Below are 20,370 nucleotides of genomic sequence, written 5' to 3'. Positions count from 1 at the left end.
TAAAAAAAATGGTCAACAGAGTTGTTGACCATTTAATTATTTAATAAGATTTATGCTATCCTCCGAAATCATCGAATGAAACATTTTCTTTAGGAACTCCCCAATCGTCGCACATTTTAACAACGGCATTATTCATCATTGGAGGGCCACAGAAATAAAATTCAATATCCTCAGGAGCTTCGTGCTTCGATAAATATTGATCGATAACTGCTTGGTGAACAAAACCAAGGAATCCATCCCCGTTTGGATCATTCACATCTGTTTTTGTTGTCCAATTATCTTCAGGTCTAGGTTCTGAAAGAACAATGAAATATTTAAAGTTTGGAAATTCTTTCTCCAATTCTCTAAAATGGTCAATATAGAATAGTTCTCTTCTAGAACGTCCTCCATACCAGAAAGTAACTTTACGTCCTGACTTTAATGTTTTAAATAAATGATATAAGTGAGAGCGCATTGGAGCCATCCCAGCACCACCTCCAATGTATAACATTTCGGCATCAGAATCTTCTTTAATAAAGAATTCTCCATAAGGTCCTGAAACAATTGCAGGATCACCTGGTTTCAAATTAAAGATATATGAAGAAGCAATACCTGGATTAACTTTCATCCAATCATTTGTTTTTCTATCAAATGGTGGTGTAGCGATACGTACATTCAACATTATTCTTCTTCCTTCAGCAGGATAAGAAGCCATAGAATAAGCACGGATAGCATCTTCAGTATTCACCATTTGAAGCGGCCATAATTTGAATTTATCCCATTCTTCATGAAATTTATCAGGTTCACCCGGATGTTCTTGTGGGTGAGCTGTAATATCCATAGTTTTAAAATCAATTGTACAAGCAGGAACACGAATCTGTATATATCCTCCCGCACGATAATTCATATCTTCAGGAATCTCTACCACAAATTCTTTAATGAATGAAGCCACATTATAATTAGAAACTACTTTTGCTTCCCACTCTTTTACACCCATCACAGCTTCAGGCACGACAATTTTCATATCTTGTTTTACCTTTACTTGACAGCTTAGTCGTAAATTACCAGCAATTTCCTTACGAGAAAAGTGTGGCTCTTCAGTAGGAAGGATAGATCCACCACCTTCAAGAACAACACATTTACACTCTCCACAAGTACCTTGCCCTCCACAAGCAGAAGCCAAGAACACCTTTTGATTAGCAAGAGTAGTTAATAAAGAATCTCCACCATCTACCTCTAATACTTTATCATCATTAATTGTAATTTTCATTTTACCTTCAGGCGCCACTTTAGCCTTTACATAAAGAAGCATAGAAACTAAAACTAGCATAGCTAGTAAGAAAACTATAACGGTAACAATAATTGCAAATCCCATTTGATCTAGTCTTTTTTATTAATAATTAATTGAGAAGTCTGAATATCACTTTTCACTTCAATCTTTGCTTTATCAGCAGCCTTTGCAGCTGGTTTCTTCTTGCCATATTCAATTCCTGTAAAACTCATAAATCCAATTCCCATCAAACCAGTAACAATAAAGGTAATACCAATTCCTCTTAGAGGTGCTGGTGTTTTTGAGTACTTAATTTTTTCACGAATAGCTGCTAGAAGGACAATAGCAATAAACCATCCAACTCCAGAACCAATACCGAAAGAAGTAGCATCTAATAATGTAGAATACTGACGATCTTGCATAAATAAAGCACCTCCTAGAATTGCACAGTTAACAGCAATCAATGGTAGAAAGATACCTAATGCACCATATAAGGTTGGAAGGAATTTTTCAACAATCATTTCTACTAGCTGAACAATAGCAGCAACTACTGCAATAAACATAATGAAAGAAAGGAAACTTAAATCAATAGTTTGAGAACCATTCACTCCATATTCAGGATTTAACCAAACGAGAGCGCCCTCTTTCAAAATGTAATTTTCTAACACGTAGTTAGCCGGAATCGTAACAGCCATTACGAAGATAACAGCAGCTCCTAATCCAACAGCAGTCTTTACTGTTTTGGAAACCGCCAAATAGGAGCACATCCCTAAGAAATATGCAAATATCATATTCTCAGTAAAGATGGCTTTAACAAATATATCTAATGTACTTTCCATAAATTCAATTTTAAAGTAAACTATTATTCTTCAATCAATGCTCTATTTCTATATCTCTGAACCCAAATAATAATACCAATTACTATTAAGGCCATTGGAGGAAGAATCATCATATTATTATTCATATACCCCATAGCATATAAACCACTTTCTTCTCCTGGTAGATTGCTTCCAAAAATATTAGCGCCCCAAAGTTTACCAGAACCCAATAATTCTCTTACAAAAGAAACCACCATTAATACCCAAGCATATCCTAAACCGTTACCAACTGCGTCTAAAGCGGAAGGCCATGGTTTATTTGCCATCGCAAAAGCTTCAAAACGTCCCATCAAGATACAGTTTGTAATAATTAGTCCTACGAAAACAGATAGTTTTTCAGAAACATCTGGAACATAAGCTTTCAATACCTCATCAACAATAATTACTAACGTCGCAGCAATAACTAATTGTGCGATGATACGAATTCTAGAAGGTATTAAATTACGTAAAGCTGAGATCACTACGTTTCCTGCTATTAACACAAATAATACTGATACAGACATCCAGAATGCTTGTTCAATTTGTACAGTAATTGCTAATGCAGAACAAATACCAAGAATCTGAACTGTAACTGGGTTATTATCTCCAAGAGGCTCAGTAACTAATTTTTTATTCTTTTTAGAAAAAAGAGGTTCCTTAGGTTCTCTCTTTTTTGCAACTTCTTCTGTAGTACTCATAACCCTTTATTTAATTTTGTTAAAATACTTAATATAAACATTCATAGTTTCATTTACCATTCTTTCTACCCCTTTCGAAGTAACAGTTCCTCCAGTAATCCCATCCACTCTTTCTGGTTCTTTACCAGATCCGTCTTTTACAACATTGATATAAATAGGACTTCCTTCAGTAGATATTTTTTCTCCAACCCACTGTTTTTGGAAGAAATGTTGAGCGATTTCTGCTCCTAATCCAGGAGTCTCTCCTTGGTGGTCAAAAGATACACCAGAGATTGTTTCTCTATCATCTGAAATGGAAATGAATCCCCAAATTGGTCCCCAAAGACCCTTACCAGCCATTGGTAAAACATATACATTTTCACCTTCTTCATTTACTGCCTCAAAAACAGGATACAATCTATCTTCTACACTTATCGTCTTATCACGCATCTGTTTTAGAACATCCAGATTAAACGCCTGTTTTTCAGCAGGAAGATTTTCCACTAAATCCCCACTAGAGTTAACAACATAACTATTTTTGATATGTTCGTCATAAATTTTTGCCACATTACTACGGTTTGCATCTATCCCCATAGCAGAAAGAATATTAATCTTCTTCTTAGCTTCTACATTTGCTTGCTTTTGAGGAGTTAACCCTAATGATAAAGCTGAAAGAGCTACCCCAACAATAACAACCATTATAATTGAGAATGCAAATGTAAACCCGTTTTTATCTTTATTGAATTTCATGATTATGCTGTTTTTAATCGTTTTGTACGTCTTGCTATATTTCTTTGAACCACAACATGGTCAATAATAGGTGCTGTTACGTTCATTAATAAGATAGCTAACATAACTCCTTCTGGATATGCTGGATTTAATACGCGCAGTAAAATCACGAACATACCTCCCAAGAATCCGTACCATAATTTCCCTACATTGGTTTGTGCTGCGGTTACAGGATCTGTAGCCATGAATACAGCTCCAAATGCAAAACCTCCTATTATCAAATGATAATATGCTGGCAATTCTTGATATGCATTATGACCCAACCCATTCATTAATAAACCAAAGATAAAACCACCTGCAAAAAAGGATAGAATAATTCTCCAAGAAGCAACTCCTGTAAATAACAAGATAGCAGCCCCCATCATTATTGCAATAAAAGAGGTTTCCCCAATAGAGCCAGGCATCATACCAATAACAGCCTCAATTGGATCGTACGCTTTTTCAAAATGAGAAAGTAGTTCAGCATGACTCATGTCAGCTGACAATATTTGTCCGGCAACAGTCGGAGAATCTCCAGTAAACGTTGCCAAGTCGCCCAATGCTGTTGCACCAGAAACACCATCAGGCATCATCCCTCCATTTTTTGCCAATAAATCAGCCGTTCCGGATTTCCATACAATATCTCCTGACATTTTAGTGGGATACGCAAAGAATAGGAATGCTCTAGTTAGTAATGCAATATTTACCACATTCATACCTGTTCCTCCAAAAACTTCTTTTCCCATTAAAACGGCAAAAGCAGTTCCAACAGCTACCATCCAAAGTGGAATATCAGCAGGCATAATTAATGGGATTAACATCCCTGTCACTAAGAATCCTTCATGCAAACTATGTCCTCTCATGAATCCAAAAATAAATTCAACTCCAAGACCTACAGCATAAGACACTATAATAAGAGGTAAAACTTTACCAAGTCCATAAAGAACTTTATCTCCAAAACCTGCCATATAATCGGCATAAGCACCATACGTAGCAGGGTCAAAATCTGCCATAATAGAATAATGCCAATGACCTGTATTATAAATACCAAATAATAGAGCCGGAATTAAAGCTATAATCACAGTAAACATTGTTCTCTTTAAATCCACTCCATCACGGATATGCGCTCCTTTTTGAGTTGTATGCTTTGGTGTAAATAAAAACGTAGCAAGCGTCTCATATAATGGATGCATCTTTTCCCACTTACCGCCTTTTACAAATTTAGGCTCTAAGTTTTCTACAAAATTTTCTAATGCTTTCAATTTCTTACAATTTAAGTTTTACATACATTCTTCTTCGATCACATCCAATCCTTTTCGAACGATATCCTGAATTTCAATTTTGGAAGTACATACATATTCACAAAGCGCAAAATCTTCAGGCGCTACTTCATAAATACCAAGTTGTTCCATCTTCTCAATATCATTCACTATGATTGCTTTAATAAGATACATAGGTAAAATATCAAAAGGAAATACTTTTTCCATTTCTCCAGTTACCACAAAACCTCTTTCCTCACCATTTAGATTTGTATCCAAACGTTTTTTAGAATTTGGAGTAATCCAAGTTGGGAATAAACGGTGACTAGAATATTTGTCAAATCCTAATCCCAGCCAACCCTTAGTTAAGAAGAATTTCAAATGATTTCCTTCTGGTAATAAAGTTATTTGAGAAGAATAGTATCCTAAGAAACCATCTTTCCCAACATTATCTCCAGTTAGTGCATTTCCACTAATCACTCTCACATTCCCTTCTTCCATATTTCCATCAATAATAGAAGAAACTTGAGCTCCTATAATTGTTTTATAATATTTTCTATTTTTTGCTTCCGAACCTGTTAGAGCAACAATTCTTGAAGAATCAAATTTACCATCTGTAAAGAATTTACCAATAATAACAACATCTATAGGATTGATAGTAAATACAAATTCTCCTTTGTTAATTGGATCAAAGTGATGAATTTGAGTTCCAACATTTCCAGCAGGGTGCTTTCCAAAAATTGTATTAATCTGAACATTCTTAGCATTTGTGAAAGTCGCATCAGCTGTTTGATCTCCGTTTAGAGTTAAATGAACCTTACCATCTGTTAGTTTAGCTATTGCATCTATCCCTTTTTGAAAAAAAGCTCCCTGATCATGCATAATAAAATCATAATCCGGTGCCAATGGAGCAGAGTCGAAAGATGAAATAAAAATTGCTTTAGGAGTTACCTCAGGATTCGCTATCTTATCCAAAGGACGTTGCTTTAAAAAAGGCCACATTCCTCCGTCTAACAAGACTTGCTTCACCTGTTCTCTTGACATTGATGCTAAATCTCCAACATTAACTTGCTCACAGTCATCCTTGTCTAGAACATTAATTTTGATTGCAAGAATCTTTCTTTTTTCTCCTCTCACAATTTCAGTTAAAGTTCCATTAACAGGAGATGCAAATTTAACGGATTCATTGTTTTTGTCATACATAAACACTTGTCCGCGCTTAACCTCTTCCCCCTCTTTAATAACTACTTTTGGATTTAATCCATGAAAATCTGTAGGCTTTATCGCAACTACAGTAGGCTTTTTCGCCTCGATGATGACCTGATCTGCTTCTCCAAGCAACTTAATATCAAGGCCTTTCTTTAGTTTTACCGTATTTGGCATGTCTCTATAAACTTTTAAAGTCTAGGCAAAATTATAACTTTGTTAAACTTTTATCCAACAAAAGGGAAATATTTTTTTTTATTTTTTAATTTAGAATGATTCTAGATAAGTAAATAATACAAACTTATCTTTTTCTTCAAAAAAAAACTAAATTCACCATAACTCAAGACAAGAAAGGAAATCAAAGCTTAAGTTAAATTAGAATAAAGATTAATATAACTTATTTATGCAATTATAAAATTGATTTTAATTAATGAACTGGCGGAATTACACGATTTGTTCAGGCAATAAAGAAAAACATTACCTATTTGTTAACTTAAAATAATTATTATATATTTACAGAAATCAAATGAATACATTTTATGAGTGTTGCCATTACAAAAGGAATCAAAATAACTGTTAGCACAACTTTCAGACCGGATTTAACGCAATTGAATAAACAATTATACTTTTTCAATTACAGTGTTAAAATTGAGAATCTAAGTACTTCCCGTGTACAGTTACTCTCTCGCTATTGGAGAATAGTGGACTCCTTGGCTCCTACCCGTATTGTTGAAGGGAAAGGGATTATAGGAGAGCAACCCGTTTTAGAGCCGGGCGAATCCCATGTGTACACCTCTGGTTGTGATTTATCTTCAGAATTAGGCTATATGGAAGGTTACTATAATTTTGTAACAGTAAACGATAAAGGAGAGCAAACAAAACAGTTTAAGGTAGAAGTACCACGTTTCCATTTAGAATATCAAAACAAACTGAATTAAAGGCGAAACTAACTTAATTTTTCAGTTAGAATTTTTATCTCAATTACTGGGGATATCTTCTCGTAAATAATATTATTTACAGCCTCAATAATTGGCAATTCTACATTAAACTTCTTATTAATTTCCATGATAGATTTCAATGCATAATAACCTTCTGCTACCATCTCCATTTCCATTTGAGCAGTTTTTACAGAATACCCTTTCCCAATCATATACCCGAATGTTCTATTACGAGAAAAACGAGAATAACAAGTAACTAGTAAATCTCCTAAATAAGCACTTGATTTTACATCTCTATGCAGTGGATTCACCTCATCAATAAAATTTTCAATTTCTTGAATAGCATTAGAAATTAAAACAGCTTGGAAATTATCACCATAACCTAAACCGGAACAAATACCAGAGGCAACAGCATAGATATTTTTTAAAATTGCAGAAAATTCCGTCCCCAAAAGATCATCACTTACCGTAGTTTTAATATAACGCGTAGTAAAATATTCTGACACTTCATCTGCTATCTCTTCATCTTGACAAGCAATAGTTAAATAAGATAATCGTTCCAGTGCAACTTCTTCTGCGTGACATGGACCACATATTATTCCTATATTATCATACGGAATATTAAAAGTCTTGTGGATAAATCGTGCAGGGATCGAATGATATTCAGGTATAATTCCTTTAACAGCTGAAAAAACAATTTTATTCTTAAATAATTCAATAGGGAAATCTTCAAATAACGACACTAAAAAAGCAGACGGTGTTGCAATAATAATAATCTCAGAATTCTTAATTACCTCAACTAAATCATTACTCAATTTAAGCTTATCTACTTTTAAATCTACCGATTGAAGATATTTTAGATTTTTACCATATTTTTTGATATATTCAATGGCATTTTCATCTCTAATAAACCAATTCAGTTGATTTACATTTTCAGTCAATATCTTAACAATAGCCGTTGCCCAGCTACCTCCGCCTATAATGCCAATTGATTTATATTGTTTCACGTTTTCCATGAGCAAAATGATAATGCAAAAATAAATATTCTAATGGATTGTTGGATATGAAATAAGAAATATTCAGTTTCACCCTCTAAAAGTGCCTAATAATGTAAGATGTTTTATACAATAACACCTATTGTGTCCCTTTTTATAAAAATATAATGGGGGAAATAATATATTTTTTTTGAATAAAGTTTTATTTTTTTTTGAAGTAATAGAAGAATTCATATTTTTGAAGCACAAAATAAAGTAGAAGTATTAAAATCATGAATAATAAACCAAGAGTAGTTAAAGATTATATCAAATTGGATAAAGAAGTGAAACAGATGATAAAGCTTCATTATCCTGAAGGATTTGAAGGTCACCTCATCAAATTTGTCAATAAAGACGGAAACACAGTTAGTGCATTGCCCTTCGAGACAAATGATTTCTATTACTTAATTAAGATGACCGTTACTCAAGCACAAGAAATTATCGAAGACGATGATGATTACGATGATGATGGTTTCTTAAAAGAAGAAGTGAGAGAAGAGTATGAAGGAAATATAGCTGAAGAAGACGATGAAATGGAGGATGTAGATGACACTGAAGATGATATGGATGATATTCCAGATGATGATTACGACGAAGATGATATGGATGATGACGATTTCTAATCAAACTTCAAAAAGATAAAAACTAAAAAAAGAGATGGATATCCATCTCTTTTTTTATGCTTATATTGATCTAAAGCTTGTAATACCTATTAAGGAGATACAACTCATATCTTACATCATTCCTGGCATTCCTCCTGGCATTCCTCCTCCCATACCTGGCATAGGATTCTCTTCCTCTGCATCAACTACAACACACTCAGTAGTCAACAACATAGAAGCAATTGAAGCTGCATTCTCAATCGCTATTCGGGCTACTTTAGTAGGATCCAATACTCCTGCCTTTAATAAATTTTCAAATTTATCTGTACGAGCATTATATCCAAAGTCATTTTTACCTTCTTTCACTTTTTGTACAATAACAGCTCCCTCTACTCCAGCATTCTTTACGATTTGACGAAGAGGTTCTTCAATTGCTCTTTTTACAATATCAATACCTGTATTTTCATCTTCATTATCTCCTTTCACTTTTAAAAGTCCATCTAAAGTTCTGATAAATGCAACTCCACCACCTGGAATAACTCCTTCTTCGACAGCAGCACGTGTTGCAGCCAATGCATCCTCAACTCTATCTTTCTTTTCTTTCATTTCAACTTCAGAAGCAGCTCCAACATACAATACTGCAACACCACCAGCTAATTTTGCCAAACGTTCTTGCATTTTTTCTTTGTCATAATCGGAAGTAGAAACTTCAATCTGAGCTTTAATTTGAGCAACTCTTTCCTTAATTGCTTTTTTATCACCAGAACCATTAACAATGGTAGTATTGTCTTTATCTATTTCAATTTTTTCAGCTACACCACACATTTGAATAGTTGCCGTTTCTAATGACAATCCTTTTTCACTTGAAATCACTTGTCCACCAGTTAGAATCGCAATATCTTCCAACATAGCCTTTCTTCTGTCCCCAAATCCAGGTGCTTTTACCGCTGCTATTTTTAAAGAACCTCTGATACGATTTACTACCAAAGTTGTAAGGGCTTCTCCATCTATATCTTCTGCAATAATCAATAGAGATTTTCCTGATTGTGCTACAGGTTCAAGAACCGGTAACAATTCTTTCATGTTAGAAATCTTTGTGTCACAGATTAGTATATATGGATTATCCATCTCTACAATCATTTTTTCAGTATTTGTGACAAAATAAGGTGATAAATATCCTCTGTCGAATTGCATTCCTTCTACAGTTTTAACTTCTGTATCAATTCCCTTTGCCTCTTCTACCGTAATTACGCCATCATTTCCAACAACTTTCATTGCTTCAGCTATTAACGAACCAATTGTATCATCATTGTTAGCCGAAATAGAGGCGATTTGCTTAATCTTCTCATTATCAGATCCAACTTCTTTTGAAAGTTTTCTTAATCCTTTTACAACTTCAGCAACAGCTTTATCTATCCCTCTTTTAATGTCCATCGGATTAGCTCCTGCTACCACATTTCTAATTCCTTCTTTAATAATAGCTTGTGCTAATACAGTTGCTGTAGTAGTACCATCTCCTGCAATATCAGCAGTTTTAGAAGCTACTTCCTTAACCATTTGTGCACCTAAATTTTCCGCTGGATCTTTTAGTTCAATCTCCTTTGCTACAGAAACCCCATCTTTTGTGACATGAGGAGCTCCAAATTTCTTACCTAACACTACGTGTCTTCCTTTGGGACCTAAGGTTACTTTTACAGCATCTGCTAAAGCATCTACTCCGCTTTGCAATTTCTTTCTTGCTGTTTCATCAAAATATATCTCTTTTGCCATTTTATTTTTTTTTTAGCTAAATCGTTTGAATTAATTATTTAAAAACTCCATAGATGTCAGCCTCCCTCATTATTAAGAATGCTTTTCCATCAATCTTGATTTCCGTTCCAGAATATTCACCATACAAAACAATATCTCCTTCCTTCACTGTCATAGGCTCATCTTTCTTGCCTTTCCCAACAGCTACTACTGTTCCTCTTACTGGTTTATCTTTTGCTGTATCTGGAATAATTATTCCACTTGCAGTTTTTTCTTCTGCTGCCATTGGCTCAATTAGCACCCGGTCATTTAATGGTTTTAATTGTGACATGTTATCTAAATTTTATGATTTATAAATTTGTATTCCCCTATTGGCGAATTTTATGCCAAGTACAAAAAACATGTAAAACAAGTTCTTTTGTCAGGGATAGATTTAATTATATAAAAAAAAATGTCAGTATGGCTGACATACTGACATCATATATTATTTTAATATTTTCTTATTCCTCTCCTTGGCTATCTTGATTTCCTTGTCCACTATCTTGATTTCCTTGTCCACCATCTTGAGTTTGTTCGGTATTTTGACTATTTTGATCTTCAGGTGCTACGTTTGGTGTATGATACATCAAAGTCATTACAATACTAAGTGCAGCAATTAATCCTGCTAAGCTCCAAGTAGCACGCTCAATAAATTCATTTGTTTGCTTTACTCCTCCCAATTGGTGCGGCGCTCCAAAGTCTGTAGAAAGCCCTCCTCCTTTCGGATTTTGAACTAATACTAATAAGATTAAAAGCACACATGCTATTGTAATAATGATTGTTAAAAAAGTACCCATTTTATTTTAATTTATTTTTCAATTCTTCAATTTGATTTGCAAAGAAAATCTTTTTTTCTGGATTTTTCAAAATTAATTTTTCATAAGCATCGATTGCTTTTGGATAATTACCTTGTAAAACATAAACTTTAGCTAAAGTTTCGCTTACTGGAAGCCTTGATTCATCAATGCTTTCAGATATTTTCTGCTCGATGGAATGAAAACTTGATTTTGAGTTTTCTCCATATAAATTTTCTTTATTTTTTTCTTCTTTTTGCTTATTCTTAAGCTCAATTTCATTTGTTTCGGTTGAAATATCCTTTGTTTGAATAAATTCTTTTACATTCAACCAATCTGTAAATGTTCGAAGGGATGAATCAGTATGGCTTTCTTCATTAGAAATAATGTCTTCATCAACAGCTTCCGTTCTTTCCTTCTTTTCTTCATCTAAAGCCCTTAAATCTGAAAATTTGATAGTTTCAAACGATACTGATTCTTCTTCAATTTCAGAAGAAATAGAAGCGCTGACAGCACTTGCAAGAATTTCTCTTTCCAACGGACTCAATCGTTTTAATCTTTCTCGTTCTTCTTTTCTTTGGGTTTCCTTCTGTATATCTATATCTTCCTTTTCAAGTGGTATGTCATCATTAACAACTTCTTGAATAGGCAGAGCTGCCTCATCTTCTTCTACTCTATCCTCTTGAGAGATTTCAATCTGTACTTCCTCTACAGTCTCTTCCTGTGTATGTACTGTTTCCAACTGTTCTTCAACTGGAGTAACTTCATCAACACCCTCAGCATCAGAAATAAACGCAGTTATTTGGCTATTTTTTGTTTTCTCAGTAGCATGGATTAAATGGTAGAGTTGTGATCTATCTGGAATCTTATAGGCATATTTTTCTAACTCTTCTTCAAATCGAATTGTATTATGCATAGATAATCCTTTCAAAATAAGCATAGAAAATACTGGAGTGTATGGAAATCGCTTATTCAATTGCTCTAATGTCTCAATATCCAATAGGGACATTGAAGAAGTATTCCTAATCTTAGATGATATTTCTGTGTAATTCAACATTTACCAATTCGAAAGTAACTTATTTAAAACATCTTGCACAATTTGTTCATCAATTTCTTCTAATAATTGTGCTTGCACAGAGCCAACATCTTGTGAAGCATCAAAATCTGCAAATCGAGAACTTGTCAACTTCATAACATCTTCTTTAGGTTCTGATATAGCAATTTCAAAACTCGCTCGTATTGTCAATCTATTTTTAACACTTGAAGTATTATCCTGGAGAGAAAGAGGTGTTACCGAATAATTATCTATTGATCCATTAATAATTATCTGAGGCTTTTCTGATTCATTAACTACTAATCTTAATCCTAATCTATTCTGAACTCCATCTTTTAATTCCTCTGTTAGTTGAGACGCATAACTAATAGGAGCATTAGGAGCCTTTCCTTCCAAGGTATTTATCATAAAACTCTTCCATTCAGGAGGCACACTCCCATCTCTAAAAGAAACACTTGTTGGCCAACAAGATGATAACAAAAACAATACTAATATATATAATATCCTACGTATCAATTGATTTATTTTAAATCGTATTCTTTAATCTTTCTATATAAAGTGCGTTCAGAAATTCCTAATTCTTTAGCAGCATCTTTTCTTCTCCCTCTATGGCGCTCTAATGCTTTTTGAATAAGCTCTTTTTCCTTCTCCCCAATCGACAACGATTCCTCCACTTCTATATCCGCATGATAATCATCATCAAGTATAGTGACCTCATCATTCTTTACAAAATCTCTCCCTGAAGAGGCTGTAGGAATTGAAGCGAGGCTCAACACATTTGGATGTTCTCCTGTGATATCTGAATAAACACTACCTAAAATATCTTTTTGCACACCTGTTAGGTGCACATCTTTATTTCCATTAAGTATTTCGACGATTAATTTTTTCAGCTCATTCATATCACGCTTCATATCAAATAAAAACTTATAAATAAGTTCTCTATCAGAAAATGAATCATTTCCTTCTTGTCTATCTTTTAGAACTGTTGGAAAATTAGCAGCTATATCCAATGGTAAATATGTGTTCAGTTTATCTTCCGTAATCTCTCTCTCTTTTTCAATGATGGAAATTTGTTCTACTACATTTTTTAACTGTCGAATATTTCCAGGCCATGGGTATTTTTCTAGCATTTCAACAGCTTCATCTGTCAATTTAATGGCGGGCATTCTATATTTTTCTGCAAAGTCAGATGCAAATTTTCTAAACAATAAATGAATATCCCCCTTTCTTTCTTTTAAAGCTGGCAATTTAATTGGAACTGTGCTCAAACGGTATAAAAGATCTTCTCTAAATTTTCCACTTTGAATAGCTCTAGCCATGTTTTCATTTGTAGCGGCTACAACACGTACATTCGTTTTGATGACTTTAGAAGAACCTACTCTTATAAATTCGCCTGTTTCTAACACCCTCAACAAACGCACTTGTGTTTGATGTGGTAATTCTGCAACTTCATCTAGGAAGATTGTTCCTCCATCTGCCTCTTCAAAGTAGCCCTTTCTACTGCCACTTGCTCCAGTAAAAGCTCCCTTTTCATGACCAAATAATTCTGAATCTATGGTTCCTTCAGGAATTGCACCGCAATTTACTGCAATATAATTCCCATGCTTTCGCTTACTTAACTGATGAATAACTTGTGGAATAATTTCTTTTCCCGTTCCAGACTCTCCAGTTACTAAAACTGAAATATCAGTAGGCGCAACTTGTATAGCCACTTCTAAGGCCCTATTTAGACCCATAGAATTCCCTATTATCCCAAAACGTTGCTTTACTTGCTGAATATCCATTCTCAATAATTTATTTTATCAATATCCCTTGAAATGTAGCTTGACTACAATCTGTTAATTGAACCATTACATAATCCCCTACGTTTACTCCCTCAGCATCAAAAATTACTTTATGATTTCTATCTGTTCTTCCCATTAATTGATTTTCATTTCGTTTAGAAATAGATTCTACAAGTACTCTTTCAACATTCCCTATAAGTGCTTGTTTTACTTGTAAACTATGTACATTCTGTAGTTCAATAATCTCTTCCAAACGTTTTTGCTTTACCTCGTCAGGAATATTGTCTTCAAACTTACGTTCTGCCAATGTTTTTGGTCTTTCAGAATATTTGTACATATAAGAAGAATCAAAAATAACCTCATTCATTAAAGAGATTGTTTCCTGATGCTCCTCCTCCGTTTCGTCACAAAAACCAGCTATAATATCCGTTGACAAACCACAATTCGGTATTATCTCCCTTATTTTATTCACTCTTTCTAAATACCATTCTCTCGAATATCTTCGATTCATCCTTTCAAGCATCGAGCTACTTCCAGATTGTACGGGAAAATGTATGTAATTACAAATATTTTCATATTTGGCTATTATATACAATACATCATCTGTCATATCCTTTGGATGTGGTGTAGAAAATCTCACTCGTAACAATGGATTTACTTTAGCAACCATTTCTAATAATTCAGCAAAATTAACCGTTGGAAGGTGCGCTTCTTTTATCTCCCCTTTGCTATTCATATTCCATCTATAGGAATTTACATTTTGCCCCAAAAGCGTAACTTCACGGTAGCCATTGTCAAATAAATCTTGACATTCATTAACGATGGTCTGTGGGTCTCTACTCCTTTCCCGCCCTCTGGTAAAGGGAACTACACAAAAAGAACACATGTTATCACATCCCCTAGTAATACTCACAAAGGCAGTAACACCATTTTTATCTAATCTCACTGGATTGATATCTGCATACGTTTCATCTCTAGAAAGTAACACGTTTACAGCTTTTTGTCCTCCCTCAACTTCTGCGATTAACTGAGGCAAACTCCTATATGAATCAGGTCCAGCAACGATATCAACTAGCTTTTCTTCCTCCAATAAGATTGCTTTAATTCGTTCAGCCATGCAACCAAGAATACCAATCACCAAGCCTGGTTTATGCTTTTTAATTACGTTAAATTGCGCTAATCTATTTCTTACACGCTGTTCAGCATTATCTCTAATTGCACATGTATTGATAAATACAACATCGGCCTCTTCTGCATTTTCAGTTGTAGAAAATCCAACACCTGCTAATACTGATGCTACTACTTCACTGTCAGCAAAATTCATAGCACACCCATAACTCTCTAAATATAATTTCTTATCTCCTTTCACTCCTTCTAAGACAAGAGCCTCCCCCTGTCTAGCTTCATCATGATTTTTTATTTTGATGCCCATCTTTTTTTCTTAAATTAAAAAACCGAATGGCAAAGATACAGTTTCTTTAGAACGTGTCAAAATGTCAGTGTTAAATTTTCTTATTAATCTTTGAAAATTTTCATTTTTAGAAAAAAATATATCTTTGTCGCTTCCAAGTCTAAACTAATTTTCAGAAATGATGGAATTTCAAAAATTTGCGATTTGCTTTTTTTTGCCTTTAATTTGCATCCCATTTCAGAGAGTTTAGAAATTAACATAAAGAAAAAATATGGCAAAAAATTTAGTTATCGTCGAATCACCTGCTAAAGCAAAAACCATTGAAGGATACTTAGGAAAAGATTTTCATGTAATGTCTAGCTATGGGCATGTGCGTGATTTAGCTAAGAAAGGTGTTTCTATAGATATAGAAGATGATTTTAAGCCAAAATATGAAATTAGTTCCGACAAAAAAAATATCGTTTCAGAATTAAAAAAACAAGTAAAGGAAGCTGAAACTGTATGGCTTGCAACTGATGAGGACCGTGAAGGAGAGGCTATTTCTTGGCATTTATACGAAACCTTGGGACTAAAAAACAAAGACACAAAAAGAATTACTTTTAATGAGATTACCAAAACTGCCGTAACAAGAGCCATACAAGAACCACGTGAAATCAATCAAAAACTTGTAAATGCACAACAAGCTAGAAGAGTTTTAGATCGATTAGTTGGCTTTGAACTTTCACCCGTTTTATGGAAGAAAGTAAAACCTAGCTTGTCTGCAGGACGTGTTCAATCTGTGGCTGTACGCCTTATTGTTGAAAGGGAACGTGAAATATTAAATTTCAAAACTGAAAATTATTTTAGAGTAATTGGCAACTTCCAAATAAATAAAGACAACTTCCACGCTGTTTTATCACGAAATTTAAATACAAATTCTGAAACAGAGAAGTTTTTGGAGCAATGTAAAGGAGCTTCTTTTACAGTAGAAGATGTTACCAAAAAGCCTAGTACAAAGAACCCAAGCGCTCCTTTTACTACTTCTACATTGCAACAAGAAGCTAGCTTAAAACTAGGATTCAGTGTATCTCGAACTATGAGTGTTGCACAAAGCCTATACGAATCTGGACTCATCTCTTACATGAGAACTGACAGCGTGAACTTATCTGAATTTGCTATTAATAGCGCAAAAGAAGCTATTATAAAAAATTATGGAAGTGAATACAGTCATCCTAAGAAATATGAAACAAAAAGTTCTGGCGCTCAAGAAGCACACGAAGCAATTCGACCAACAGATTTTAATGTTTCGTCCATTAATAAAGGAAATGACGAGAATCGCTTATATGAATTGATATGGAAGCGTGCTATAGCTTCACAAATGAGTCCAGCTAAACTTGAAAAAACAACTGTCAAAATCAGTTCTAATAGTGTAAAAGAGCATTTTGTAGCTAAAGGTGAAGTAATCAATTTTGATGGATTCCTAAAAGTTTATATGGTTACTAACCTAGAGGAGGAAGATGAAGAGGATGAAGGTATTCTTCCTGCAATGAAATCAGGAGATAACCTGACGACTCATGCTATTATTGCTAGAGAGCGTTTTACAATGGCTCCGCCTCGCTACGTAGAAGCATCTTTAGTAAAGAAGCTTGAAGAACTAGGCATAGGCAGACCTTCAACCTATGCTCCTACCATCTCAACCATACAGCAACGTGGATATGTTGAGAAAAAAGAACGTGAAGGAAATGAACGTCACTATGCCGTTTATACATTATCCAATCAATCCATAAAGAAAGAAGATCATACTGAAATTACTGGAAGAGAAAAAAATAAATTATCTCCAACAGATATCGGAAGTGTAGTGACTGATTTCTTAGTGGAGCACTTTGGTGATATTCTAGACTATCATTTTACTGCAGAAGTTGAACAAGAGTTTGACGAAATAGCCAATGGAATGTTAGAATGGACTCAAATGATACGTAAATTCTATAATCCTTTCCATTCCAATGTAGAAGAAACTTTAGAGCACTCTGAAAGAGCCTCTGGAGAACGACAACTTGGAACTGACCCAACTTCTGGCGAAAAAGTAATAGTAAGGATTGGAAGATATGGCCCCATGGTTCAAATAGGAGAGTCAGAAGGAGAAAAAACGCCCAAATTTGCTAGCCTCCTTCCTAATCAATCAATTGAAACAATCACACTAGAAGATGCCTTAAGTCTATTCAAATTACCGAGAGAGGTTGGTGAATTTGAAGAGAAAGTTATCAAAGCCAATATTGGTCGATTTGGTCCTTATCTTCAGCATAATAGCAAATTCTTCTCGTTGAAAGAAGATGATCCAATGCAGATAAATCTTGAGCGTGCTATCGAAATTATTCAACAAAAAAGGATTGCAGACGAAAAAAGTGTACTCAAAACATTTACAGAAGACCCAACCATGCAATTGCTAGATGGACGTTGGGGACCATACCTGAAAATTGGAAAAAATAATTTCAAACTCCCAAAAGGAGCCGACGTGGATGCCTTGACCTACGAAGAATGTGTTGAAATCTCCCAAAATCAAAGTTACGCTTCAAAAAAGAAAAAGAGATAATACGCGTTATTAACAACTGAACTTGAATTATTTTATGACAATCTAATAAATCATGTTTCTCCTCTGCATACCTTCGCAGAAATGATTTAACATGAAAGATATTTCTATTTATTTTCAAGAAGTTACATCCAATAATATATACTCAGAAGAGTCTTTAGGAAATTATATTCAAAAATTTCAGAATGGTGACTTTCCTAAAATACAGAAAAACAGTATAGCCATCTTAGACATACCTGAATATAGAAATGCCATTCCATACCCAAACAAAAATGACACACATCTTTTCCGAGAAAAATTATACAACCTTTATATTGGAAACAATTGGAAGCATGCCTTATATGATTTAGGAACTATTTTACCTGGCGCTCATATAAAAGATAGTTTTCACGCACTACAATCTGTATGCGAAGAACTTATAAAGAATAATGTTATTCCAATTATTATTGGAGGCTCACAAGATTTAACTAAAGGAATTTATGACGCATACCCCTCATTAGAACAGCTCGTTAACATCACAACTATTGATAATCGCCTTGACCTTGGTAATCTAGAAGATAATCTAAAAGAAGACGGATGGCTCACTCACATCCTATCTGACAGCCCTTGTTACTTATTTAATTATACAAACATAGGCGCACAAACACATTATATCCCTAATTCAGTTTTAAATTTATTTAATGAGTTGTATTTTGATATATGCCGTTTAGGCGAAGTCAACAACGACATAGAAATTGCAGAGCCCTATTTAAGGAACACAGATGTTCTGAGTATAGACTTAAAATCCATAAGGGCAAGTGATATTCAAAACCCTTTTTACACATCCCCAAACGGAATTTTCGCCGATCAAATATGTCGTTTAGCCAGATATGCTGGCATTAGCGACAAACTATCAAGCATAGGTATCTTCAACTACTATAGCAACAACAATCAAACAACTGATGAGCTTGTCGCACAGATAATATGGTACTTTAATGAAGGCTATTCTTTTCGTAAAGGTGATTTTCCAATTGGCTCCAAAAAGAACTACATAAAATTCAAAGTATTTTTAGAAGAGTTAGATGAAGAGATAATCTTTTATAAAAGTGAAAAGAGTGCCAGATGGTGGATGGAAGTCCCTTATCCAGGTACAAACCCTTCTAAATTTTTAAGACATCAGCTCATTCCTTGCAGTTATCAAACGTATCAGAATACAATGAAAGGAGAAATTCCAGATTTATGGTGGAAAACATATCAGAAATTTACATAACATTTCCATTATAGCAGATTAAACCATAAATTATAAATTCAAATAATTTTAGAAAAAAAATAGAATATTATGCATATTTATATTTTTTTAACTACTTTAGTCCTCAAAAAATTAGAGATATACTGTTTATCTCATATTAAAACCGTGAAAAACAAATAGTTACATGAAAATTAAATTACTCACTCTACTATTCGCTATAAGCATTTCATATGCTTTTAGTCAGCAAGATAAGTTGTTGACTCATTTTATTTTTGATAAAACGAGTATCAACCCTGGTGCAACAGGTGTTGATTTAAACCATCAGATTTGCGGTACTTTAATTTATAGAGATCAATGGGATAAATTTGTAGGAGCGCCAAACTCCACATTAGTTAATGTTGAAGCCGACTTAGCAAGGTATTTTCCAAGTGCACTAGGTTTATCATATTATTATGATGAAATCGGTTTTACAAAACAAAATAATTTCACTTTAAACTATGCTTTTCACTTACCACTTGGTAATGGGAAATTAGGAATCGGTGCTGCATTAGGATTAGTAAATTACAGTATTGACCCTACATGGATTACACCAGATCAAAATCCGAATGACGCTTCTTTACCTAACAAGAGTTCTGCAATAAGCTTTGACGCTAACTTTGGAGTCTATTATGCTTCATTAAAAGGATGGTATGTAGGATTATCAACAACACACATCCCTGCTATGGAAATGAAAAACCTAAACTTTAGCACAGCTCGCCACTTATATTTAATGGGGGGATATCGTTACAATATGGGAATTGGCTCTCATGAATTAGGATTAGAAGCTAACGTATTAGCTAGATCAGATATTAAATTATTCAGCTCAGATATCAACATTAGAGCAATTTGGGATAACTTCTTATATTTAGGAGTGACATACAGAACATTTGATGCTGTAGCCTTAATGGTAGGCGGTAGCTATTATGGATTTACACTAGGTTACTCTTATGATATCTCATTGAATAGAATATCTAATATCTCTAAAGGTTCGCATGAAATAATGCTGAAGTACTGTCATGCATTACCTCCATTATTGATTACGAAATCAAGAAACCCAAGATATTTATAATTTGTTTTTTAATTTTTTGTAACCATTTAAGAAACTTTGACGTTATA

General features: G+C 34.0%; 19 protein-coding genes. 5 read left to right on the top strand and 14 right to left on the bottom strand.

Translation table 11 applies throughout. The annotated features are described in order from the left end of the window. Nucleotides 1-55 precede the first annotated feature (55 nt). The 6 genes from nqrF to M9897_04530 are packed head-to-tail and all read right to left on the bottom strand — an operon-like array spanning nucleotide 56 to nucleotide 6,193. Complete coding sequence (gene nqrF, locus M9897_04555; GenBank protein ID MCO5268149.1) at nucleotides 56-1,354, bottom strand: NADH:ubiquinone reductase (Na(+)-transporting) subunit F; 1,299 nt, start codon at nucleotides 1,352-1,354, stop codon at nucleotides 56-58. 5 nt (nucleotides 1,355-1,359) lie between these two features. Next, nucleotides 1,360-2,088: an NADH:ubiquinone reductase (Na(+)-transporting) subunit E gene (gene nqrE / locus M9897_04550; protein ID MCO5268148.1), complete on the bottom strand. Its 729-nt coding sequence runs from the start codon at nucleotides 2,086-2,088 to the stop codon at nucleotides 1,360-1,362. Between the two features lie 23 nt (nucleotides 2,089-2,111). Beyond that, a complete protein-coding gene (locus M9897_04545; protein ID MCO5268147.1) occupies nucleotides 2,112-2,804 on the bottom strand; it encodes an NADH:ubiquinone reductase (Na(+)-transporting) subunit D in 693 nt (230 codons plus the stop codon). Between the two features lie 6 nt (nucleotides 2,805-2,810). After that, nucleotides 2,811-3,533 carry an NADH:ubiquinone reductase (Na(+)-transporting) subunit C gene (gene nqrC, locus M9897_04540; protein ID MCO5268146.1) on the bottom strand — a complete coding sequence of 241 codons (723 nt, stop codon included), beginning with the start codon at nucleotides 3,531-3,533 and terminating at the stop codon, nucleotides 2,811-2,813. Between the two features lie 2 nt (nucleotides 3,534-3,535). Further along, nucleotides 3,536-4,813, bottom strand: a complete 1,278-nt coding sequence (locus tag M9897_04535; protein ID MCO5268145.1) for an NADH:ubiquinone reductase (Na(+)-transporting) subunit B — start codon at nucleotides 4,811-4,813, stop codon at nucleotides 3,536-3,538. Between the two features lie 18 nt (nucleotides 4,814-4,831). Next, nucleotides 4,832-6,193, bottom strand: a complete 1,362-nt coding sequence (locus M9897_04530) for a Na(+)-translocating NADH-quinone reductase subunit A (protein ID MCO5268144.1) — start codon at nucleotides 6,191-6,193, stop codon at nucleotides 4,832-4,834. 362 nt (nucleotides 6,194-6,555) lie between these two features. On the opposite strand from M9897_04530, the gene apaG reads away from it, so the two are divergent. Continuing rightward, nucleotides 6,556-6,954, top strand: a complete 399-nt coding sequence (gene apaG, locus M9897_04525; GenBank protein MCO5268143.1) for a Co2+/Mg2+ efflux protein ApaG — start codon at nucleotides 6,556-6,558, stop codon at nucleotides 6,952-6,954. Between the two features lie 8 nt (nucleotides 6,955-6,962). On the opposite strand, the gene M9897_04520 is transcribed toward apaG, so the two are convergent. Next, nucleotides 6,963-7,970 (bottom strand): NAD(P)-binding domain-containing protein, encoded by a 1,008-nt coding sequence (locus tag M9897_04520; GenBank protein MCO5268142.1) that lies wholly within the window; start codon nucleotides 7,968-7,970, stop codon nucleotides 6,963-6,965. 251 nt (nucleotides 7,971-8,221) lie between these two features. Here M9897_04520 and M9897_04515 point away from each other — a divergent pair, with 251 nt between their 5' ends. Next, nucleotides 8,222-8,611: a hypothetical protein gene (locus M9897_04515; protein ID MCO5268141.1), complete on the top strand. Its 390-nt coding sequence runs from the start codon at nucleotides 8,222-8,224 to the stop codon at nucleotides 8,609-8,611. 111 nt (nucleotides 8,612-8,722) lie between these two features. On the opposite strand, the gene groL is transcribed toward M9897_04515, so the two are convergent. The 7 genes from groL to miaB all read right to left on the bottom strand — a co-directional run bounded on the left by groL (nucleotide 8,723) and on the right by miaB (nucleotide 15,442). Next, nucleotides 8,723-10,360 carry a chaperonin GroEL gene (gene groL, locus M9897_04510; protein MCO5268140.1) on the bottom strand — a complete coding sequence of 546 codons (1,638 nt, stop codon included), beginning with the start codon at nucleotides 10,358-10,360 and terminating at the stop codon, nucleotides 8,723-8,725. A 34-nt stretch (nucleotides 10,361-10,394) separates the two neighbouring features. Further along, a complete protein-coding gene (locus M9897_04505; protein ID MCO5268139.1) occupies nucleotides 10,395-10,670 on the bottom strand; it encodes a co-chaperone GroES in 276 nt (91 codons plus the stop codon). 169 nt (nucleotides 10,671-10,839) lie between these two features. Continuing rightward, nucleotides 10,840-11,175, bottom strand: coding sequence for a preprotein translocase subunit SecG (gene secG / locus M9897_04500; GenBank protein ID MCO5268138.1), 336 nt, complete (start codon nucleotides 11,173-11,175; stop codon nucleotides 10,840-10,842). Between the two features lies 1 nt (nucleotide 11,176). After that, entirely contained in the window at nucleotides 11,177-12,088 is a 912-nt protein-coding gene (locus M9897_04495; protein MCO5268137.1) for a tetratricopeptide repeat protein, read from the bottom strand. A 141-nt stretch (nucleotides 12,089-12,229) separates the two neighbouring features. Continuing rightward, nucleotides 12,230-12,742 carry an LPS assembly lipoprotein LptE gene (gene lptE, locus M9897_04490; GenBank protein MCO5268136.1) on the bottom strand — a complete coding sequence of 171 codons (513 nt, stop codon included), beginning with the start codon at nucleotides 12,740-12,742 and terminating at the stop codon, nucleotides 12,230-12,232. A gap of 5 nt (nucleotides 12,743-12,747) precedes the next feature. Further along, nucleotides 12,748-14,010, bottom strand: coding sequence for a sigma-54 dependent transcriptional regulator (locus M9897_04485; protein ID MCO5268135.1), 1,263 nt, complete (start codon nucleotides 14,008-14,010; stop codon nucleotides 12,748-12,750). Nucleotides 14,011-14,020: 10 nt separating this feature from the next. Continuing rightward, entirely contained in the window at nucleotides 14,021-15,442 is a 1,422-nt protein-coding gene (miaB, locus tag M9897_04480; protein MCO5268134.1) for a tRNA (N6-isopentenyl adenosine(37)-C2)-methylthiotransferase MiaB, read from the bottom strand. Nucleotides 15,443-15,692: 250 nt separating this feature from the next. Between miaB and topA the strand changes: the two genes are divergently transcribed. The 3 genes from topA to M9897_04465 all read left to right on the top strand — a co-directional run bounded on the left by topA (nucleotide 15,693) and on the right by M9897_04465 (nucleotide 20,323). Further along, the gene (gene topA / locus M9897_04475; GenBank protein ID MCO5268133.1) at nucleotides 15,693-17,990 is read left to right on the top strand and encodes a type I DNA topoisomerase; all 2,298 of its coding nucleotides are present in this window, start codon (nucleotides 15,693-15,695) and stop codon (nucleotides 17,988-17,990) included. Between the two features lie 91 nt (nucleotides 17,991-18,081). Next, complete coding sequence (locus tag M9897_04470; protein ID MCO5268132.1) at nucleotides 18,082-19,236, top strand: formimidoylglutamase; 1,155 nt, start codon at nucleotides 18,082-18,084, stop codon at nucleotides 19,234-19,236. Between the two features lie 163 nt (nucleotides 19,237-19,399). Then, nucleotides 19,400-20,323, top strand: a complete 924-nt coding sequence (locus tag M9897_04465) for a PorP/SprF family type IX secretion system membrane protein (protein ID MCO5268131.1) — start codon at nucleotides 19,400-19,402, stop codon at nucleotides 20,321-20,323. Nucleotides 20,324-20,370: the final 47 nt, after the last annotated feature.

This window comes from Brumimicrobium sp., from assembly GCA_023957385.1.
GTDB lineage: Bacteria > Bacteroidota > Bacteroidia > Flavobacteriales_D > Crocinitomicaceae > Brumimicrobium.
The sequence above is the reverse complement of the archived record's forward strand: the minus strand, read 5'-3'. Positions and strand labels throughout refer to the sequence as shown.

Coding starts and splice junctions, on each gene's coding strand:
- nqrF (MCO5268149.1), bottom strand. CDS start 1,354: ATGGGATTTGCAATTATTGTTACCGTTATAGTTTTCTTACTAGCTATG.
- nqrE (MCO5268148.1), bottom strand. CDS start 2,088: ATGGAAAGTACATTAGATATATTTGTTAAAGCCATCTTTACTGAGAAT.
- M9897_04545 (MCO5268147.1), bottom strand. CDS start 2,804: ATGAGTACTACAGAAGAAGTTGCAAAAAAGAGAGAACCTAAGGAACCT.
- nqrC (MCO5268146.1), bottom strand. CDS start 3,533: ATGAAATTCAATAAAGATAAAAACGGGTTTACATTTGCATTCTCAATT.
- M9897_04530 (MCO5268144.1), bottom strand. CDS start 6,193: ATGCCAAATACGGTAAAACTAAAGAAAGGCCTTGATATTAAGTTGCTT.
- apaG (MCO5268143.1), top strand. CDS start 6,556: ATGAGTGTTGCCATTACAAAAGGAATCAAAATAACTGTTAGCACAACT.
- M9897_04520 (MCO5268142.1), bottom strand. CDS start 7,970: ATGGAAAACGTGAAACAATATAAATCAATTGGCATTATAGGCGGAGGT.
- M9897_04515 (MCO5268141.1), top strand. CDS start 8,222: ATGAATAATAAACCAAGAGTAGTTAAAGATTATATCAAATTGGATAAA.
- groL (MCO5268140.1), bottom strand. CDS start 10,360: ATGGCAAAAGAGATATATTTTGATGAAACAGCAAGAAAGAAATTGCAA.
- M9897_04505 (MCO5268139.1), bottom strand. CDS start 10,670: ATGTCACAATTAAAACCATTAAATGACCGGGTGCTAATTGAGCCAATG.
- secG (MCO5268138.1), bottom strand. CDS start 11,175: ATGGGTACTTTTTTAACAATCATTATTACAATAGCATGTGTGCTTTTA.
- M9897_04495 (MCO5268137.1), bottom strand. CDS start 12,088: ATGCATAATACAATTCGATTTGAAGAAGAGTTAGAAAAATATGCCTAT.
- M9897_04485 (MCO5268135.1), bottom strand. CDS start 14,010: ATGGATATTCAGCAAGTAAAGCAACGTTTTGGGATAATAGGGAATTCT.
- miaB (MCO5268134.1), bottom strand. CDS start 15,442: ATGGGCATCAAAATAAAAAATCATGATGAAGCTAGACAGGGGGAGGCT.
- topA (MCO5268133.1), top strand. CDS start 15,693: ATGGCAAAAAATTTAGTTATCGTCGAATCACCTGCTAAAGCAAAAACC.
- M9897_04470 (MCO5268132.1), top strand. CDS start 18,082: ATGAAAGATATTTCTATTTATTTTCAAGAAGTTACATCCAATAATATA.
- M9897_04465 (MCO5268131.1), top strand. CDS start 19,400: ATGAAAATTAAATTACTCACTCTACTATTCGCTATAAGCATTTCATAT.